The sequence below is a fragment of the Nocardia sp. NPDC058244 genome (genome assembly GCF_042882065.1).
GTDB lineage: Bacteria > Actinomycetota > Actinomycetes > Mycobacteriales > Mycobacteriaceae > Nocardia.
Window position 1 is genome coordinate 305,499 of the sequence record NZ_JBHVWX010000008.1, and the last position, 19,049, is coordinate 324,547.

General features: G+C 72.5%; 3 protein-coding genes. 2 read left to right on the forward strand and 1 reads right to left on the reverse strand.

The features are described from left to right. The first annotated feature begins 8 nt into the window (after positions 1-8). On the forward strand, positions 9-1,973 hold the full coding sequence (locus tag ACFVW6_RS25985; RefSeq protein WP_378822935.1) for a YhgE/Pip family protein: 1,965 nt from the start codon (positions 9-11) through the stop codon (positions 1,971-1,973). Positions 1,974-1,993: 20 nt separating this feature from the next. Here ACFVW6_RS25985 and ACFVW6_RS25990 read toward each other — a convergent pair whose 3' ends face one another. After that, on the reverse strand, positions 1,994-3,667 hold the full coding sequence (locus ACFVW6_RS25990) for a hypothetical protein (RefSeq protein ID WP_378822932.1): 1,674 nt from the start codon (positions 3,665-3,667) through the stop codon (positions 1,994-1,996). 677 nt (positions 3,668-4,344) lie between these two features. Between ACFVW6_RS25990 and ACFVW6_RS25995 the strand changes: the two genes are divergently transcribed. Further along, positions 4,345-19,041 carry an SDR family NAD(P)-dependent oxidoreductase gene (locus ACFVW6_RS25995; protein WP_378822931.1) on the forward strand — a complete coding sequence of 4,899 codons (14,697 nt, stop codon included), beginning with the start codon at positions 4,345-4,347 and terminating at the stop codon, positions 19,039-19,041. Positions 19,042-19,049 lie beyond the last annotated feature (8 nt).

Below are 19,049 nucleotides of genomic sequence, written 5' to 3' on the forward strand. Positions count from 1 at the left end.
GTTCCGCCATGGCAGACAGATCGACATCCCTTCGCGCTCGCGTCGGCGAGCTGCTCCGCTCGCGCCGGGCTGCGGGACCGCTGCGCGTGCTGGTCGTGCTGTTCCTGGTGGTGCCGACGCTGATCTCGGCGGTCTACATGTGGATCATGTGGGACCCGGAGCTGTATCTGAAGCAGATCCCGGTGGCGGTCGCCAGCGACGACGTCGGCGGCGTCTCCGACGGCAAGGCCCAGAACATGGGTACCGAGATCCTCGATACCCTGGTGTCCGGCGGCGAGCTGAAGTTCCATCGGGTCAGCAGCGCCGAAGCCGTGCAGGGCCTGCGCGAGAGCCGTTACGCCTTCTCCGTCGTCATCCCCGCGGACTTCACCCGCAATGTGCTGAGCGTGACCGACCCCGTGCCGCAGGGCGCCCGAATCGCGGTCTGGTACAACGATTTCAACGGCACCCTCAGCCCCGCCGTCGCCAACAGCGTGATCGCCGACGCCCGGCACCAGATCGCCGCCACCATCGGCCGCGGCTACGCCTCGCAGGTCCTGGTCGGCGTCAACAGTCTGGGCGCGGGCATCGGCGAGGCGTCGCAGGGCGCGACGCAGCTGGCGCAGGGCACCGCCCAGCTCGCCGACGGCTCCGGCCAACTCTCGGCCGGTCTCGACGAGGCCGCCCTCGGCGCGTCCCAGCTGGTGGCGGGCGCCCGCGAACTCCACGCGGGCACCGTGCAACTCGCCGGCGGTGCCGACGAATTGGTGAGCGGCACCGATCAGCTCGGCACCGGCGCGACCCAGATCCGCGATGGCGTCGACCAGATCATCACGCCCCTGCTCGACGCTCTCGCGCCCGCCGGACAACTCGCGACCCAGCTGAACCCGCTGCTCGACGAGCTGAGCAGGAACGCCGACCCGGCCCTGGCCGACGCCGCTGTCCAGCTGAAGGACCTGCTCGGGCAGGTCGGCCCCACCGACCCTGATTCGCTGGTCGGCCAGCTCGCCCAATTGCGCGACGGCACCGCGGAACTGGCTCGCCAGCTGACCGACCCCACGGCTGAATACCGCGCCGGTGTGCTGGCCCTCGCCGACGGCTCCGGGCAACTCCGCGACGGCGCGGGCGAACTCGGTGCCGGCGCCGCCGAACTCTCCACAGGCCTCGGCCAGCTCGCCGCCGGTGGCCACGAACTCCGCGACGGCGCCACCCAGCTGGACGACGGTGCGGCACAGCTCGACAGCGGGCTCCGCGACGGCGCCACCGCCGCCCCGCACATCACCGACCCCACCGCCTCCGCGGACGTGATCGCCCAGCCCGTCACCATGGATGTCCGCAACCAGGAGCCGAGCCAGGTGGTACGCGGCGGTGACCGCAGCACCAAGGAGATCGCCGGCGGCGCGGGTCCCGTCCTGGTGGTCATGGGGGCGTTCCTGGCCGCCATCGTGCTCTGGATGCTGGTGCGCCCGTGGCGTGGCGCCGCGACCGGAACCACCCTGTGGCGGCGTACCGCAGTACCGCTGCTGCGCGGCTCCGCGGTCGGCGTGGCGGGCGTCATCGTGCTGACCGCGCTGGCCGCCGGCTACGGCAGTTCGGCGGGCTGGTCGCCCGAGCGGTGGCCGGTCATGGCGGCCGTGATCGTCCTGGTCGGCGCGGTGGCCGCGGTCACCACGCAGCTGTTCATCGTGGTGTTCGGCCGCGTCACCGGCTCGATCGCCGCCTTCGCCTTCTACATGTTCCAGATCTTCGCCTTCGGCGGGGTGTTCCCCGCGGGCACGACCCCGCCCGCGTTCCGTCCCTTCACCGACATCGCCCCGATGACCTTCGCCCGCCGTGCCGTCATCCGCGCCGACATCGCCCTCTACGACACCATGTTCTGGACCTCGATCGCCGTCCTGGTCGCCATGCTCGTGACGGCCTTCGCCGCCATGCTGGTCGCCCGCCACCTCGCCACTACCTCCGCGACCTCCGCCCCGCAGCCCGCCCCGGCGTGACGTCCGCCCGCGTTGCCCGCTCAGGAGCGCCGGAGCACGACCTGGAAGCCCTCGGTGGTGCTCAGCGTGAACTCGCCGGTGTTCGAGGTGGCGACGACATTCGCGGCGCGATCGTCGCCGGTGATGCGCTCGACGACGGCGCGCACCCCTGCGGGCATGGCGTTCCAGTCGGACTCGGGGGACTGCAGCAGGCCGTGATAGGTGCGGGGCGTCGCGGACAGGCCCTCGGGCTGCCAGCCGAAGCGCGGGGTGCTCGCGAGGAACAGGCTCAGGTCGGTGCAGGCGTTGTCGGCCGTGCAGACGCGGACCGGCATCACATCGTCGGCGTAGTCGTAGTCGCGCAGACTCATCGTCCAGCCGGCCGGGTCGCGGTAGTCGTAGTCGACGCCGGTCGCGCCGACCATCGTCAGGGCTGACGTGTCGCCGGGACGGTTGTCGAGCACCTCGGCGGTCAGCGGACGGTCGTTGACGGTGAAGGACCAATCACCGGCCTCGACGGGCTTGTGCCAGAAGCCGGTCCGGCCGTCGAGGCGCCCCTCCACGCGCAGCTCCCGCTGCTCGGACCGGCCGCCGGTGGTGTGGATGCTGATCGTCGAGGTGATCTCGCCCGGGATCTTGGGCTGGCGCACCCACGCGGGCGGCGGCAGGTGGATGCCGGTGTACTGCGGGAAGAACGGGCGCAGGAACTCGAACTGGCCGACCCAGGCGTCGAAGTTGGTCGGCGCCTCGGCGAGATCGGGCTTGTCGCCATAGGTATAGGAGAAGAACAGGGTGTCGGCGCCGGAGATGTCGAAGTCCCAGAGCCGGGTGTACATGTCGCCGTACTCGTTGATCAGGAAGGTCGTCGAGCCCGAGGCGCTGAGATTGATCGACTGGAAACGCCCGTCGAGTGGACCGGGCAGCTCGTAGCTGTAGTCGTCGGCGAACTCGGGATCGCTGATCCTCAGCGGATCGCTGCCGGGCAGCCAGGGATCGAGGATGACGATCCGGTTGCCCTCCGGCGAGAGGACGAACACCGTCGTCACTCCGGCACCGCCGACCGGCTGCTGCTTGCCCGTCGGATCGGTCCAGAAGCCCTGCTGCCGGAACGGGATCAGCTGCACGTACTCCGGGTCGAGCCAGGACAGGCTCCACGCCCTGGACGCGGGCCGGACCCTGGTCCCGGTCGGGTCCAGCCAGATCGGGGACCCGAATCGTGCCGTCCACCACCACAGTTCGGGCGTCTGATCGGCCGACTCCAGCGTGAACACCCGCCCGCCCGGCACCAGCGCGACCAACCTGCTGCGATCCACCGAGATCGCCGAGATCTGCCCGCGCAGGCAGTTGGGCAGTGGCGCTGTCCGCCAGCCGGATTCGCCCACCGCGGCCTTCAGGTACAGGTTGCCGTCGAGCAGCGCGAACTGCCAGGCCTCGTTGAAACCGGTCTGCGGCGTCCGCAACTCGATGCGGGCGGGGAGCCGATCGACGACACCGGCGGGCGCGAACGGCATCGTCAGCAAACCGATCCCGACGTTGGGGAAGTGCATCGGCAGCGGCCAGGCTCCCGCCCGGCCGGGCAGGTTGAGCGCCGCACAGCTGAGCCCCTCGGGCAGGACGCCGAACGGCCACCACTCGTCGGCCACGGCGGGACTGCTCGTGGCGACGGTCGCCGCGGTCAGTGCCGCCGCGACCAGTCCGGACCAGCCTCGACGCATCAGTGATCACACCTTCCATCCATCGGGCCCGAAGCCCGGAATACCCAGGGCAATGCGACAGCGAGGGGGCGGTGGGGCCCCGGCGGAGCACGAGCGCGATCGGCGAGGTCGATGCGGGAGTGACGCGCGACCGGCGCGGAACGGTCGAACGGTACCAGCATCGGGCAACATCCCAGCCACCGAACACTGCGAAGCGGCCGGGAACGTGGGAAGCTTTGTGAGTAATCAGCACGATGAATGGGAAGAAACCGGACGGTTGACAAGCTCGAGATACCCCAAATACTGTGCAGTTCAATGAGTCCTGTTCTGCCGTTCGAACCTTTCGAGAGGGATCGCCGCGCCGGTTCGCCCGGACGAGAAGCCCTCAGACCCGCGCCTCGGGCCGCCGGAATGGCGACGTAGCGCGTCAGCTTTCCGGCCGAACGGCTGACTCCCACCGCGCCCGGCCCGCACCGAGTGCGCGGCTACGGCTATCCGCGGACGTTGTTCCGCACCCCTCTGCTCGACCGCATCGAGATTCGTTCTGTCGACGCACGAATCGTCAGAGTCGTCGAACCAATTAGTTAGCACTACGAATCGATGGTGACATGACCCGCTCCGCACTCTGGTAACCCCGACATTCACTCGGTAGGGGGCTACGGGGGGAAATAACGTGCTTCGCGGAAGGATGTTCAGAGGTGACCGGTTCGACGTTCGATGTCGCGATTGTCGGTATGTCCTGCAGATTGCCGGGTGCCGTCGATCTCGAGGGTTTCTGGCGGCTGCTCAGTGCCGGGCGCGCCGCGATCGGGACCGCGCCCGCCGGGCGCGAGGGGATCACCGAGCGGGCCGGATTCCTCGACACCGTAGGTGATTTCGACGCGGAGTTCTTCGGGGTCTCGCCCGTCGAAGCGCGCGCTGTCGATCCGCAGCAGCTGCTGGCGCTGGAGCTGAGCTGGGAAGCGCTCGAGGACGCCGGACTCGCGGCCACGGCCGACGAGCCGCGGCGGTACGGCGTCTTCCTCGGCAGCACCGGTAGCGATTTCGCCGAGCTGATGGCCTCGCGCGGTGGTCCCGGCGTCAGCAGGCACTCGCTGTGGGGTGCCGGGCGCGGCATCATCGCCAACCGGATCTCCAACCACTTCGGTTTCGGCGGACCGAGTCTCGTCGTCGACAGCGCCCAGGCGTCCTCGCTCGTCGCGGTGCACCTGGCGTGCGAGAGCCTGCGCAGCGGCGAGAGCGAGGTCGCGCTGGCCGGCGGCCTGAACCTGATCCTGTCACCGTCCAGCGGCGCGCGGATCGAGCAGTTCGGCGCGCAGTCGGCGCTGGGCGCCTGCTACACCTTCGACGCCAGGGCCGACGGGTTCGTGCGCGGCGAGGGCGGCGGCATGGTGGTGCTGAAACCACTGGACCGGGCGGTGGCCGACGGTGACCGGATCCATGCCGTGATCCGGGGCAGCGCGGTCACCACCGGCAACGAACGCCGGGTGCTCAGCGCGCCGAGCCGGGCGGCGCAGGCGGCGGCGATCACCGCCGCGTTGCGTGCGGCCGGGGTCGAGGCGTCGTCGGTGCAGTACGTCGAGTTGCACGGCACCGGAACGCCCGCGGGTGATCCGGTGGAGGCGGCGGCGCTGGGCGACAGCTACGGCGTCGACCGGGCGCCGGGCGCGCCGCTGGCCGTCGGCTCGGTCAAGACGAACATCGGGCACCTGGAGGGCGCCGCGGGGATCGCTGGCCTGATCAAGACCGCGCTCTGCCTGCGTCGCGGTGACCTGGTGCCCAGCTTGAACTTCCAGGTTCCGAACCCTCGGATTCCGCTCGACGACTTGGGTTTACGTGTCGTCACCGACGTCGAGGAGTGGTCGGCGGAGACGGTGCGCCGGGCCGGGGTGTCCTCGTTCGGCATGGGTGGTTCGAACGCCCACGTCATCCTGGAGCAGGCGCCTGTCGGCACCGCTCCCGGTGGGGTGGCGGTCTCGGTGCCTGCCGCCGATGGTGGATCGGCCGACGCTGCTGCCCCCCGCACGGTGCATGACGGTGGCGGTGTGGTGCCGCTGGTGCTCTCGGCACGCAGTGCGTCCGGGGTGCGCGCGCAGGCGGCGCGGTTGCGGGAGTGGATGGTCGGGCGTCCGGAGTCGGGCGTCGTCGATGTCGCGCATTCGCTGCTGGCCACGCGAGTACCCATGGAATGGCGCGGCTACGCCGCCGGACGCGATCGGGTGGAGCTGCTGACCGCGTTGGCGGCCATGGCCGCGCCCGGGTCGACGGTCGGGCGGGCGGCGCCGCGCCGGGTCGCGTTCGTCTTCCCCGGGCGGGGGAGCCGGTGGGCCGGTCTGGCGCTGGGGCTGTTGGCGTCGGACGCGGCGTTCGCCGAGTCGATCGCGGAGTGCGCGCAGGCGCTGGCGCCGTACGTGGACTGGTCGCTGGACGCGGTGCTGCGTGGCGACGAGGACGCGCCGTCGGCGGATCGATCGGATGTGGCGCCACCGGTGCTGTTCGCGGTCATGGTGTCCATGGCCCGGCGGTGGCAGGCCGCTGGTGTCGCACCGGACCTGGTGATCGGTGACGGGCTGGGCGAGATCGCCGCCGCGTACATCGCCGGTGGATTGTCGCTGGCCGACGCGGCGCGGGTGGTGGTCGTCCGGTCGCGGAGTTCGGCCGAGGCTGCTGGTGGATCAGGCCGTGGCGGAGAGCCTTTCGGCTCCGAGCATGATCTGGCGGCGATCCGACCGCGATCGGGGTCGGTGCCGTTCTTCTCGACGGCCGCCGCCGACCGCGTCGACACCGTGCGACTCGACGCCGACTACTGGCACCGCCCGCAGCCGGAGGCCGCGCGGTTCGCCGACGTGGTGACCGCGCTGATCGACGACGGCCTCACCGGATTCGTCGAGATGAGCCCGCACCCGGTGCTCACCCCGGAACTCGCCGCGGCCGCCTCGGACGGTGTCGCGGTCATCGGGTCGCGACGCCTTGGTGAGGACGGCCCGGACTGGTTCGTCGCCTCGCTCGCCCAGGCCTACTGCGCCGGTCTGCCGGTCCGCCCGGACGCGCTCGTCACCGGCGGTGCGCGGGTCGACCTGCCGTCGTACGCATTCCAGCGCCGAAACTTCTGGACCGGCACCCCGACAGCCCTGGCCGAGGCCACCTTCCCCGCCACTGCCGACTCCGGCGCCACAGCACACGAAGTCGCGACGCTCAGCGGTGCGGAGGGCGGTGCATCGCGGCACGACAGCGACGGTCGCGATGCCATCGAGGCCGACGCCACGGGGCACGGCAGCGGTCGTCACGATGCCACCGGGGCCGACGCAGCGGGGCACGATGCCACACAGGCCAGCGCAGATGGTCGCGATGCCGAGGAGTTCGGTGCCGCAGGACGCGGAGTCACGCCGCTCAGGGGGCCGGGGCACGGCGCCACGCAGCGCAGCGGCGGTGGTCGTGACACGACGGTGTTCGACCCCGCAGCGCAGGTTGCCGCGCAGCACAGCCATGCAGACGGCGACTTCGCGGCCAGCGGTGCCGAGGAACACGGTGACCCGGGTCAGACCGGTCTCTGGGCCGACAGCGACCTGGCTCGCGTGCTCGCGGAAGTACCCGAATTCCAGCGCGACGCCATCGTTCTCGACCTCGTGCGGGAGCAGGCCGCCGCCGTCCTCGGTCATGACTCGGCGGCGGCGGTGCATGCCGACCAGCCGTTCACCGATGGCGGTTTCGACTCGATCAGCGGTGTGGAGCTGCGGAATCGGCTGACGAAGGCTACCGGGGTCACGCTGCCCGACACCCTCGTCTTCGACTATCCGACCGCGACGGCGGTGGCGGCGCTGCTGCGGGCGCGGGTGTCCGGCGGCGGTCGGGAGCAGCGCCGGGTGACGCGGCGGGCGTCCACCGACGAGCCGATCGCGATCGTCGGCATCGGCGCGCGGTTCCCCGGTGGCGTGGCGTCCGCCGAGGACCTGTGGGACCTGATGATCGCGGGGCGGGACGCGATCGGCGAGTTCCCCACCGATCGCGGCTGGGATCTCGCTGGGCTGTACGACCCGGACCCCGGCACCCCGGGCACGGTCTACACCCGGCACGGCGGATTCCTCGACGGTGCGGGCGATTTCGACCCCGGCTTCTTCGGCATCAGCCCGCGCGAAGCGTTGGCGATGGACCCCCAGCAGCGCGTGCTGCTCGAGACCGCGTGGGAAGCGCTGGAGGACGCGGGCATCGACCCGACCTCGTTGCGCGGCGGTGACGCCGGGGTCTTCGTCGGCGCCTGCGAGTCGGGCTACGCCCGTCGGGTGACCGGTGAGTTGGAGGGGTTCCGGCTCACCGGCACCTCGCACAGCGTCATCTCGGGCCGGATCGCCTACGTGTTCGGCCTGGAAGGGCCCGCGGTCACGGTGGATACGGCCTGCTCGTCCTCGCTGGTGGCGCTGCATCTGGCGTGCCAGGCGCTGCGCCAAGGGGACAGCTCGCTGGTGCTCGCCGGCGGCGTCACCGTCGCGGCCAGCCCCACCCTGCACGTCGACTTCGCCCGTCAGCGCGGCCTGGCACCGGACGGCCGGTGCAAGCCCTTCTCGGCCGCCGCCGACGGCGTGGCCTGGTCGGAAGGCTCGGGTGTGCTCGTGCTGGAACGTCTTTCGGACGCCCAGCGACTCGGGCACCGGGTGCTGGCGGTCGTGCGCGGCAGCGCCGTGAACCAGGACGGCGCGAGCAACGGGCTGACCGCGCCGAACGGACCCTCGCAGGAACGGGTGATCGCGCAGGCACTGGCCAACGCGGGCATCACCGCGGCCGACGTGGATGTCGTCGAAGCGCACGGAACCGGCACGGCCCTCGGTGATCCGATCGAGGCGCAGGCGCTGATCGCCGCCTACGGCCAGGGTGACCGGGAGCCGCTGCGGATCGGTGCGCTGAAGTCGAATATCGGTCATACCGTGGCCGCCGCCGGTGTGGCCGGGGTGATCAAGATGGTGCAGGCGATGCGGCACGAGCGGTTGCCGCGTACCCTGCATCTCGATTCGCCGTCACCGCATGTGGATTGGTCGGCGGGCGCGGTGCGTCTGCTGACCGAACCGGAACCGTGGACCGCCGGGGAGCGGGTCCGGCGGGCGGGGGTGTCCTCCTTCGGGATCAGCGGCACCAACGCGCACGTCGTTCTCGAGGAAGCGCCTGCCGTCCCAGACATCGACGATGCCTCCGCGCGGCCGACGATGACCCCGTTGCTGGTGTCCGGCAAGGGCGAATCTGGCCTGCGCGCGCAAGCCGCGCGACTGCACGGGTGGTTGTCGGAACACCCCGAGGTCGACCTCTCCGACATTGCCCATGCGCTCATCTCGACACGCGCGCAGCATGATTCGCGAGGCGTGGTGCTCGGACGCGACCGCGACGAGATCCTCACCCGGCTGGCCGACCTCGCCGGATCGGGAACCGGCGCCGGCGTGATCGAGGGCGTCGCCGGTGCGGGACGAACGGCGTTCCTGTTCACCGGGCAGGGCGCACAGCGGATCGGCATGGGCGCCGGTCTGTACGAGACGTTCCCGGTCTTCGCCACCGAGATCGACACGGTGTGCGCGCATTTCGACCCCGCGCTCCGCGACGTGATGTTCCATGGCGACCCCGCGGTGCTGGACCGGACCGAGGTCACCCAGCCCGCCCTGTTCGCGTTCGAGGTGGCGCTGTACCGGCTGCTCGAATCCTTCGGTGTGACACCGGATGTGGTGATCGGCCACTCGATCGGTGAGCTCGCCGCCGCCTACGTGGCCGGAGTGTGGACGCTGCCGGACGCCTGCGCGCTGGTGGCGGCCCGCGGGCGGTTGATGGGCGCCCTGCCCACGGGCGGGGCGATGCTGGCCGTGGCGATCGACGAAGCGCGAGCGCTCGAGATCGCCGCGGAGTTCGGCGATCAGGTCGCGGTCGCGGCGGTGAACGGCCCGTCGTCGACGGTGCTGTCCGGCGACGACGACGCGATCGAGGAGATCGAGCGGCGACTCGCGGCGGCCGAGGTCAAGACAAGCAGGCTGCGTGTCAGCCATGCCTTCCATTCGGCCCGCATGGAACCCATGCTGAACGAATTCCGCACTGTGGCAGCAGGTATCGGCTACGCGTCGCCGCGCACGCCGATCGTGTCGAACCTGACCGGTGCGATCGCCGGCGCCGAGATCACCGACCCGGAGTACTGGGTGCGTCAGGTCCGGGGCTGTGTGCGGTTCGCGCCGGGCGTGGACGCCCTCGCCCTGGGTGGCGTGCGCCGGTTCGTCGAGGTCGGTCCGGACGCGGTGCTGTCGGCGCTGACCCGCACCAGCCTGGCCGAGCACCCGGACGTCGAAGCGGAGTCGACGGCGGTCGCCACCTCCCGGCGAGCGGCCGACGAGGTGACGCAGTTCGTCGCCGGGCTGGCGCAGGCGCATGTCGCCGGTGTGCGCGTGGACTGGTCGCCGTTGTTCGCGGGTCGCGCCGCTCGCCGGATTTCGCTGCCCACCTATGCCTTCCAGCATCGCCGGTTCTGGTTGCGGCCGGTCGACGATGCCCCCCATGCCCCGTCGGATCATCCGGTCCGCACGGAGGTGGTCGGCCTGGCGGGGACCGACGAGTGGCTGGTCACCGGTCGTCTGTCCCTGCGCGCACAGCCGTGGATCGCCGATCACACCTCCTACGGCGTGGTGGTCGCGCCCAGCGCGGCCCTGGTCGAGTTCCTGCTCGCCGCCGGTGCCCGGATCGGTTGCGGGGTGGTGGAAGAACTCACCCTGCAGGCGCCGATCCTGCCGTCCGGTACGGACGAGGTCGAGCTGCAGGTGCTCGTGCGGGCACCCGACGTGTCGGGGTCGCGTCCGTTCGAGGTCTCCTTCCGGACCGCGCCGGACGCGGACTGGGCGCGCAACGCGACCGGCGCGCTGTCGGCGGGGTCCGGCGAGTCGGCGTTGCTGGCGCGTCTGCGTGACGAACCGTGGCCTCCGCAAGACGCGGAAGCCGTTGTGGCCGAAGATATTCCGATGCGGATGTCGAACGGATCGGGCCTCGAGTACGGCCCGGCGTTCACCGGCGTGCGCGCCGCGTGGCTGCGCGAGGACGCGGTCTTCGCCGAGATCGCCCTCGCGACCGATCCGGCGGCGGAATCGGGACGCTACGTCCTGCATCCCACGCTGCTGGACATGACCCTGCACGCCGGACTCGCCCAGCTGGTGTGGCGCGATGCCGCCGCCGACCCGGCCACCGGCAAGCTGCTGTTCCGCTGGGGCGGGGTCCGTCTCCATACCGTCGACAGCGCACCCGAGATCACGTCGCTGCGCGTCCTCGCCGTCGCGACCGGCCCGGACGCGGTGTCCGTCGCCGCCGTCGCGCCGGACGGCACCCCGATCCTGTCGGTCGACGCGGTGGTGATGCGTCCCTACGACGTCACGGCGTTCCGGAACTCCCTGGCCGACGACGCGCAGCTGTTCGAACTGCGCTGGGAACCCACCGTGGTCCCCGGCGGCGCGACCCCGTCCATGGCAGTGCTCGCCGACACCGTAGTGCCGGGAATCGCCGCCGCCACGGTGGCCGATCTTGCTGCCGCCGAGCAGGTTCCGGACGTGGCGGTGTGGCGGGCGCCCACCGGCACGACCCCCGAGGCCGTGCGCAGCGGTGTCCTGGACGCCTTGGCGGTGCTGAAGTCCTGGCTCGCCCACGAACGACTGCCCCGGCTGGTGGTGCTCACGACCGGCGGTGCCGCGCTCCCTGGCGCGGCGCCCGATCTCGTCGCCGCCGCCGTGTGGGGCCTGGTACGCAGCGCGCAGTCGGAGAACCCGGGGCGATTCGTCCTCGTCGACGAGGACCCCGCCGCGCCACTGGACGCGGACCGGATCGCCGCCGTCATCCGGACGACGGAGCCCCAGGTCGCGGTCCGCGGCCCGGAACTCCTGGTACCCCGGCTGACGCGCGCGTCCGCACCGGCGACCACCGCCACCCCGTCGTTCGGCGACGGCACGGTGCTGATCACCGGCGGCACCGGTGGCCTCGGCGCGCTGTTCGCCCGCCACCTGGTGACCGCGCACGCGGTGCGCAGCCTGGTGCTCACCTCCCGCCGCGGGCTCGCGGCGCCCGGCGCGGCCGCCCTGGCCGACGAGCTGACCCGCGCGGGCGCCGACGTCCGAGTCGTGGCCTGCGATGTCGCCGACCGCGACGAGGTCAGGTCCCTGCTCGACACCATCGCCGCCGACGGCCCGCTGACCGCCGTCGTGCACACCGCCGGCGTCCTCGACGACGGCGTCGTCGAGTCGATGACCGACGACCAGGTCGACCGGGTCCTGGCGCCCAAGGTCGACGGCGCGTGGCACCTGCACGAACTGGCCGGCGAGCTGTCGGCCTTCATCGTCTTCTCCTCGGTGTCCGGCGTGCTCGGCACGGCCGGGCAGGGCAACTACGCGGCCGCGAACGGTGTCGTGGACGCCCTGGCCGAACAGCGACGGGCGGCGGGCCTGCCCGCGACCGCGCTGGCCTGGGGTCCGTGGAACCAGGCGGGCGGGATGACCGGCGCGCTGGATCGCGTCGCCGTCGCGCGCTGGGACCGGCTGGGCCTGGGGCAGCTCGGCGACGACGAGGGCCTGCGCCTGTTCGACGCCGCGCTGGCCCGTCCGGACGCGCGACTCGTCCCGATCCGGTTCGACGCGACCGTCCTGCGTCGCGAAACCGACGTCGATACGGTCCCCGCGGTACTGCGCGGTTACCTCCGGCGCCCGGCGCCGGTCACCGTGTCGACCACGCAGCCCGCGGGTTCGCTGGGGGCACGACTGGCGGGCGTGCCCGAAGCGCAACGCGCCGCCGTGATCTTGGCGGCGGTCCGTGACCAGGTGGCCGCGGTCCTCGGCCACGATTCGGGCGAGTCGGTCGACGCGGGGAAGCCGTTCCGGGAGTTGGGTTTCGACTCGCTCGGCGCGGTGGAGTTCCGCAATCGACTGGGCAAGGCCACCGGCCTGACCCTGCCGTCGACGCTGGTCTTCGACCATCCGACCCCGGCGGCCGTGGCGACACTGGTGCAGGCTCGGGTCGCGCCGACGGCGGCGGGCGCTCCGTCCGCGCGGCCGGTCCGGCGCGTGCGGGCGGACGAGCCGATCGCCATCGTCGGTATGGCCTGCCGGTACCCCGGCGGTGTCGGCTCCGCCGACGAGCTGTGGGAACTGGTGTCGACGGGCACCGACGCCATCAGCGACTTCCCGTCCGATCGCGGGTGGGCGCTGGATCGGTTGATCGACCCCGACCCCGACCGCGTCGGCACGACCTACTCCGGCAAGGGCGGCTTCCTCACCCAGGCGGCCGACTTCGACGCGGGATTCTTCGGGATCGCGCCGCGCGAGGCGATCGCGATGGACCCGCAGCAGCGCCTGCTGCTCGAGGTGTCGTGGGAGGCGCTCGAGCACGCGGGCATCGATCCGATGTCGTTGCGCGGCACCGATACCGGCGTCTACTCGGGCGTGATGTATCAGGACTACGAGACGCTGACCCGGCAGACGCCCGAGGTCGAGGGCTATGTGGTGACCGGGGCCGTGGGCAGTGTGGCCTCGGGCCGGGTGTCCTACGCGCTGGGGCTGGAAGGTCCGGCGATGACGGTGGACACCGCGTGCTCGTCCTCGCTGGTGGCCCTGCACGTGGCGTGCCGGGCCCTGCGCCAGGGGGAGAGTTCGCTGGCGCTGGTCGGCGGCGCGACCGTGATGGCGACGCCGATGGTGTTCCTGGAGTTCTCCCGCAATCGCGGGCTGGCCTCGGACGGGCGGTGCAAGTCGTTCTCGGCGGCCGCCGACGGTGTGTCGTGGTCGGAGGGCGCGGCCGTGCTGGTCGTGGAGCGGCTCTCGGACGCCCAGCGGCTCGGGCACAATGTCCTCGCCGTCGTGCGGGGTACCGGCGTCAACCAGGACGGTGCCAGCAATGGCCTGACCGCGCCCAACGGTCCGTCGCAGGAGCGGGTGATCGCGGCGGCGCTCGCCGACGCGGGCCTGACCCCGGCCGAGGTGGATGTCGTCGAAGCGCACGGCACCGGCACCACCCTCGGCGATCCGATCGAGGCGCAAGCCCTGATCGCGGCCTACGGTCAGGAGCGGGACGAGCCGCTGCGCATCGGCTCGCTCAAGTCGAATATCGGACACTCGCAGGCCGCGTCCGGCGTGGGCGGCGTGATCAAGATGGTGCAGGCCATGCGGCACGCCACCCTGCCGAAGACCTTGCACGTGGACGCCCTGTCGCCGCATGTGGACTGGTCGGCGGGGGCGGTGCGGGTGCTGTCGGAGGCCGAACGGTGGCCCGCCGGTGCGCGGCCACGGCGCGCGGGCGTGTCCTCGTTCGGGATCAGCGGCACGAACGCGCACGTGATCCTCGAGGAGCCACCCGTGCCGGCCGCCGCCGCGCCCGCGGTGACCGCTCCTGCCGGGACCGTCCCGCTGCTGGTGTCCGCGAAGTCCGAGCAGGCGCTGCGGGCACAGGCGGATCGGCTGCGGCAGTGGCTGATCGACCATCCGGCGGTGGACCCGCGGGACGTGGCGGCGGCGCTGCTCGAGACCAGGGCGCTGCTCGAGTGGCGCGGCGGCGCGCTGGGCGGTGACCGGGCCGAGCTGCTGGCCGGACTGGCCGCCCTCGCCGCCGGGACCGGCTCGTCCTCGGTAGTCGAAGGCGTTGCCGGACAGGGGAAGACCGCCTTCCTGTTCACCGGGCAGGGCGCGCAGCGTCCCGGCATGGGTGCCGAGCTGTACCGGGACTTCCCGGTGTTCGCGGCGGCACTGGACGAGGTCTGCGCCGAGCTCGATCGCCACCTCGGCGGATCACTGCGCACGGTGCTGTTCGACGCCCCCGAAGCGGGGCTGAGCCGGACCGAGTTCACCCAGCCCGCGCTGTTCGCGTTCGAGGTGGCGATGTTCCGCCTGCTCGAATCGTGCGGTGTCGTCCCGGATGTCGTCGCCGGTCATTCGATCGGTGAGCTGGCGGCGGCCTACGTGTCGGGGGTCTGGTCCCTCGCGGACGCGTGTGCGCTGGTGGCGGCGCGCGGCCGGTTGATGGGCGCGCTGCCCGAGGGCGGCGCGATGCTGGCGGTCGCGGTGTCCGAGGACGAGGCGCGGGAACTGGTGGCAGGCTACGGCGATCGCCTCGCGGTGGCCGCCGTGAACGGCCCGGAGGCGGTGGTGTTCTCGGGCGACGAGGACGCCGTCGACGAGCTCGCGCGACGGATCGCCGAGCGCGGCGGCCGCACGCACCGGTTGCGGGTCAGCCACGCGTTCCATTCGGCCCGGATGGACCCGATGCTCGACGAGTTCCGCACTGTCGCAGAAGGGTTGACGTATCGAGCGCCGCTGCTGCCGATCGTGTCGAACGTGACCGGTGCCCCGGCGGGCGACGCGGTCCTCGACCCGGAGTACTGGGTCACGCAGGTGCGCGGGTGCGTGCGATTCGCGCCCGGGGTGACCGCGCTGATCGAAGCCGGGGTGCGCAGGTTCGTTGAGGTGGGCCCCGACGCGGTGCTCACCGCGATGACCCGGTCCTGCCTCGCCGAACGCCCTGAGCTCGAGGCGAAGTCGACCGTGCTGGCGTCGTCGCGGCGCTCCGTCGCGGAGACGGCCGGGTTCGTCACGGCGCTGGCCCAGGCCCACACGGCGGGTCTGCCGGTGGACTGGACGCCGGTGTTCGCCGGGCATACCCCTCGGCGAGTGACGTTGCCTACCTACGCGTTCCAGCATCAGCGGTACTGGGTGCGGCCCCTCGAGGCCGCCGATGTCCGGCAGTCGGGCCTCGACGACGCGGCCCACCCGCTGCTGAGTGCGATGGTGCGCCTGCCGGATTCCGCGGAGGTGGTGTTCACCGGCAGGCTGTCGCCGTCCGCGCACCCCTGGCTGGCCGATCACGCCGTCGCCGGGGTGACGCTGCTGCCCGGCGCCGCGCTGGTGGAGCTGGCCCTGCACGTGGGAACCGTGGTGGCGTGCCCGGTGCTGGCGGAGCTGGTGATCGAGGCGCCACTGCCCATCTCGACGGAGTCCGCCGCCGAACTGCGCGTGGTGGCGGGCGGACCGGATGACGCGGGCGCCCGCACGATCTCGGTGTACTCGCGGACGACCGGCGACGACGCGGACCGATGGGTCCGCCACGCGGTCGCGACGATGACCGCCGGGGACACCACCGCCGGAGCCGATCTGGTGGCCTGGCCGCCCCCGGACACCACCCCGATCGCGCTCGCGGACGCCTACCCGGGCCTGGCCGAGCGTGGCTACGGGTACGGCCCGGCCTTCCAGGGACTCACCGCCCTCTGGGCCGGTGAGGACGAGGTGTTCGCCGAGGTCACCCTGCCGGAGCCGGTTCGCCCGGACGCCGCGGCGTACGGCCTGCATCCCGCCCTGCTCGATGCCGCGCTGCACGCGATCCTGCTCGGCGGCCTGGTGCCCGACCAGTCCGTCGGGACCGTGGCCGTGCCGTTCGCCTGGGAGAACGTTGTCCTGCGCGCCGCCGGTGCGACCGCACTGCGCGTGCGGGCCACCTCGACCGGCACCGGTTCCGGCGGTGCGCGAATCGCGCTGACCCTCGCCGACCAGACCGGCGCGCCCGTGGCGGACGTGGGCGTTCTGACGCTGCGATCCCTGTCGACGGACGCGCTCGGCACGGCCCAGCGCCGGATCGGCCTCGGCTACGAGCTCGACTGGATCACCGCCGCCGAGCCCACCGGCGACATCACCGTCGACGACTGGCGCGCCGGCGCCGACGGTGACACCGTCACGATCGACGGCCGCACCACCACGGTGGTATGCCTCGACGACACCTCGACCGACACCGATCTGCCCGCCGCGGTGCGTACTTCGGTAACGGCGCTGGCCACCCGGGTGCGGCGGCTGCTGGCCGAGGACGGGCGCGTCGTCGTCGTCACCGGCCACGCCGTCGCCACCCATCCCGGCGAGCCGGTGGATCTGTCGGCGGCGGCCGCCTGGGGACTCCTGCGCACCGCGCAGAGCGAGCACCCGGACCGGATCGTGCTGGTCGACACCGATTCCTGGGCCGACTATCGGGCCGCCGTGGCCTCGGCCCTGGCGATCGCGGGCGAATCCCAGGTGGCCGTCCGGCGCGGAACCGCCTACCTGCCCCGGCTGAACCCCAGCGCGGGCGCGCTCGTGGCACCGTCGCACGCCGCCGAGTGGGCGCTGACCCCGCTCGACAAGGGCACGCTGTCCAGCGACAATTTCGCGCTGGTCGAGCGCCCGGGCACCGCGCTCGCTCCGGGCCAGGTGCGGGTGAGCCTGCGGGCGGCCGGACTCAACTTCCGGGACGTGCTCATGGCACTGGGCACCTACCCGGACCCGAACGGCCGCATCGGCGGTGAGGGCGCGGGCATCGTCGTCGAAGTCGCGCCCGACGTCACCGCCTTCGCGCCGGGCGACCGGGTGTTCGGCTTCACCCCCGGCGTCGCCTCGGTCGCGGTGACCGATCAGCGGCTGCTCGCGCCGATGCCGCGCGGCTGGTCGTTCACCCAGGCCGCGGCCGTGCCGATCGTCTACGCGACGGCCTACTACGGCCTCGTCGACCTGGCCGCCGCGCAGCCAGGGGAGACCCTGCTGCTGCACGCGGCCACCGGCGGCGTCGGCATGGCGGCGATCCAGCTCGCCCGGCACCTCGACCTGCGGCTGCTGGTCACCGCCAGCAGGCCCAAGTGGAATGTGCTGCGGGAGCTGGGTTTCGACGACGACCAGATCGGTGATTCGCGCACCCTGGACTTCGAACGGAAGTTCCACGCCGCCACCGGCGGTCGCGGCGCCGATATCGTGCTCGACTCGCTGGCGGGCGATTTCGTCGACGCGTCGCTGCGGCTGCTGCCGCGCGGCGGCCGGTTCGTCGAGATGGGCATGATCGATCGTCGCGACCCCGCCGCCGTGGCGGCCGCCCACCCGGGTGTGCGGTACGCGAGCTTCATGCTCATGGAGGCGGGACCGGACCGGCTCCAGGAGATCCTGGCCGCGCTCGTCGACCTGTTCGATCGCGGCGCGCTGACGCCGACCGCGACCACCGCGTGGGACCTGCGCCGGGCACCCGAGGCGTTCCGGTACCTCAGCCAGGCCCGGGGAATCGGCAAGAACGTCCTCACCGTGCCGACACCGCTGCGGTCCGAGGGCACCGTCCTGATCACCGGCGGCACCGGCGGACTCGGTGCGGTGACGGCCCGTCACCTCGTCACCGCGCATGGTGCGCGCAGGCTCGTCCTCGCGGGCAGGCGTGGACCGGACGCGCCCGGCGCGGCCGAACTCGTCGCCGAGCTCACCGAACTCGGCGCGCACGTCGACGTGGTCGCCTGTGACGCGGCCGACCGCGCCGCCCTGGACGCGGTGCTGGCGGCGATCCCGACGGACCATCCGCTGACCGCCGTCGTCCACTCCGCCGGCGTCCTGGCCGACGGCCTCCTCGCCACCATGACCGCCGACCAGTTCGCCCAGGTGCTGCGGCCGAAGGTGGACGCGGCGTGGAACCTGCACGAGGCGACCGCCCACCTGGACCTGTCCGCGTTCGTGCTCTACTCCTCCGTCTCCGGCGTGATCGGCAACCCGGGGCAGGCCAACTACGCCGCCGCCAATGTCTTCCTCGACGCGCTGGCCCAGCACCGGCAGGTGCGCGGCCTGCCCGCGACCTCGATCGCGTGGGGGCCGTGGCAGCAGGGCAGCGGCATGACCAGCGGCCTCGGTGCGGCCGACCTCGTCCGCCTGCGGCGCGAAGGTCTGCTCCCACTGGGCGCCGAGGACGGCATGGCGCTGTTCGACGCGGCCTCGGCGGGCGGCCGGTCCGCGTTCGTCGCGGTCCGGGTCGACCCGGCCGCGCTCGGCGAGATCGATCCCGCCGAGGTCCGGCCGGTCATGCGGGCCCTGGCCCGGCCTGCCCGGCGGCGGGCGGGCGAAGCCACCGGGGCCACGACGTCGTCCGACGCCGCGTCCCTGGCGGCGCGCCTGCTCGGCCGCACGGTCGCCGAGCAGGACCGGCTCGTCCTCGACGTGATCCGGGCCCAGGCCGCGGCCGTCCTCGGTCACGCGAGCGCGGACGCGACGGCGCCGGACAAGCCGTTCAGTGATCTCGGGTTCGATTCGCTCGGCGTCATGGAATTCCGCAACCGGCTGAAATCCGCTGTCGGCCTGCAGTTGCCCGCGACCGCCATGTTCGACCACCCCACCCCGGCGGCGCTGGCCGGGTTCGTCCGCCGGGAGATCGCCCCGGTCGACGACCCCGCGCGGCGGATCGCCGACGAGGTCGACGCGCTCGCCCGCAGCTTCGACGCGGCCGAGCTGTCCGCCGCGGACCGGTCCGGCATCGCCGACAAACTGGCCGCGCTGGTGCGCAGGCTCGCGGACCGAGACCCCGGCGAGATCGACCTCGACGGTCTCGACGACGCGGACGACCGCGAGCTATTCGACTTCATCGACAACCTCAGCTGAGCTGAACG

What these genes read in the sequence shown, in the direction of transcription:
- ACFVW6_RS25985 (WP_378822935.1), top strand. Translation starts at nt 9, where the DNA reads ATGGCAGACAGATCGACATCCCTTCGCGCTCGCGTCGGCGAGCTGCTC.
- ACFVW6_RS25990 (WP_378822932.1), bottom strand. Translation starts at nt 3,667, where the DNA reads ATGCGTCGAGGCTGGTCCGGACTGGTCGCGGCGGCACTGACCGCGGCG.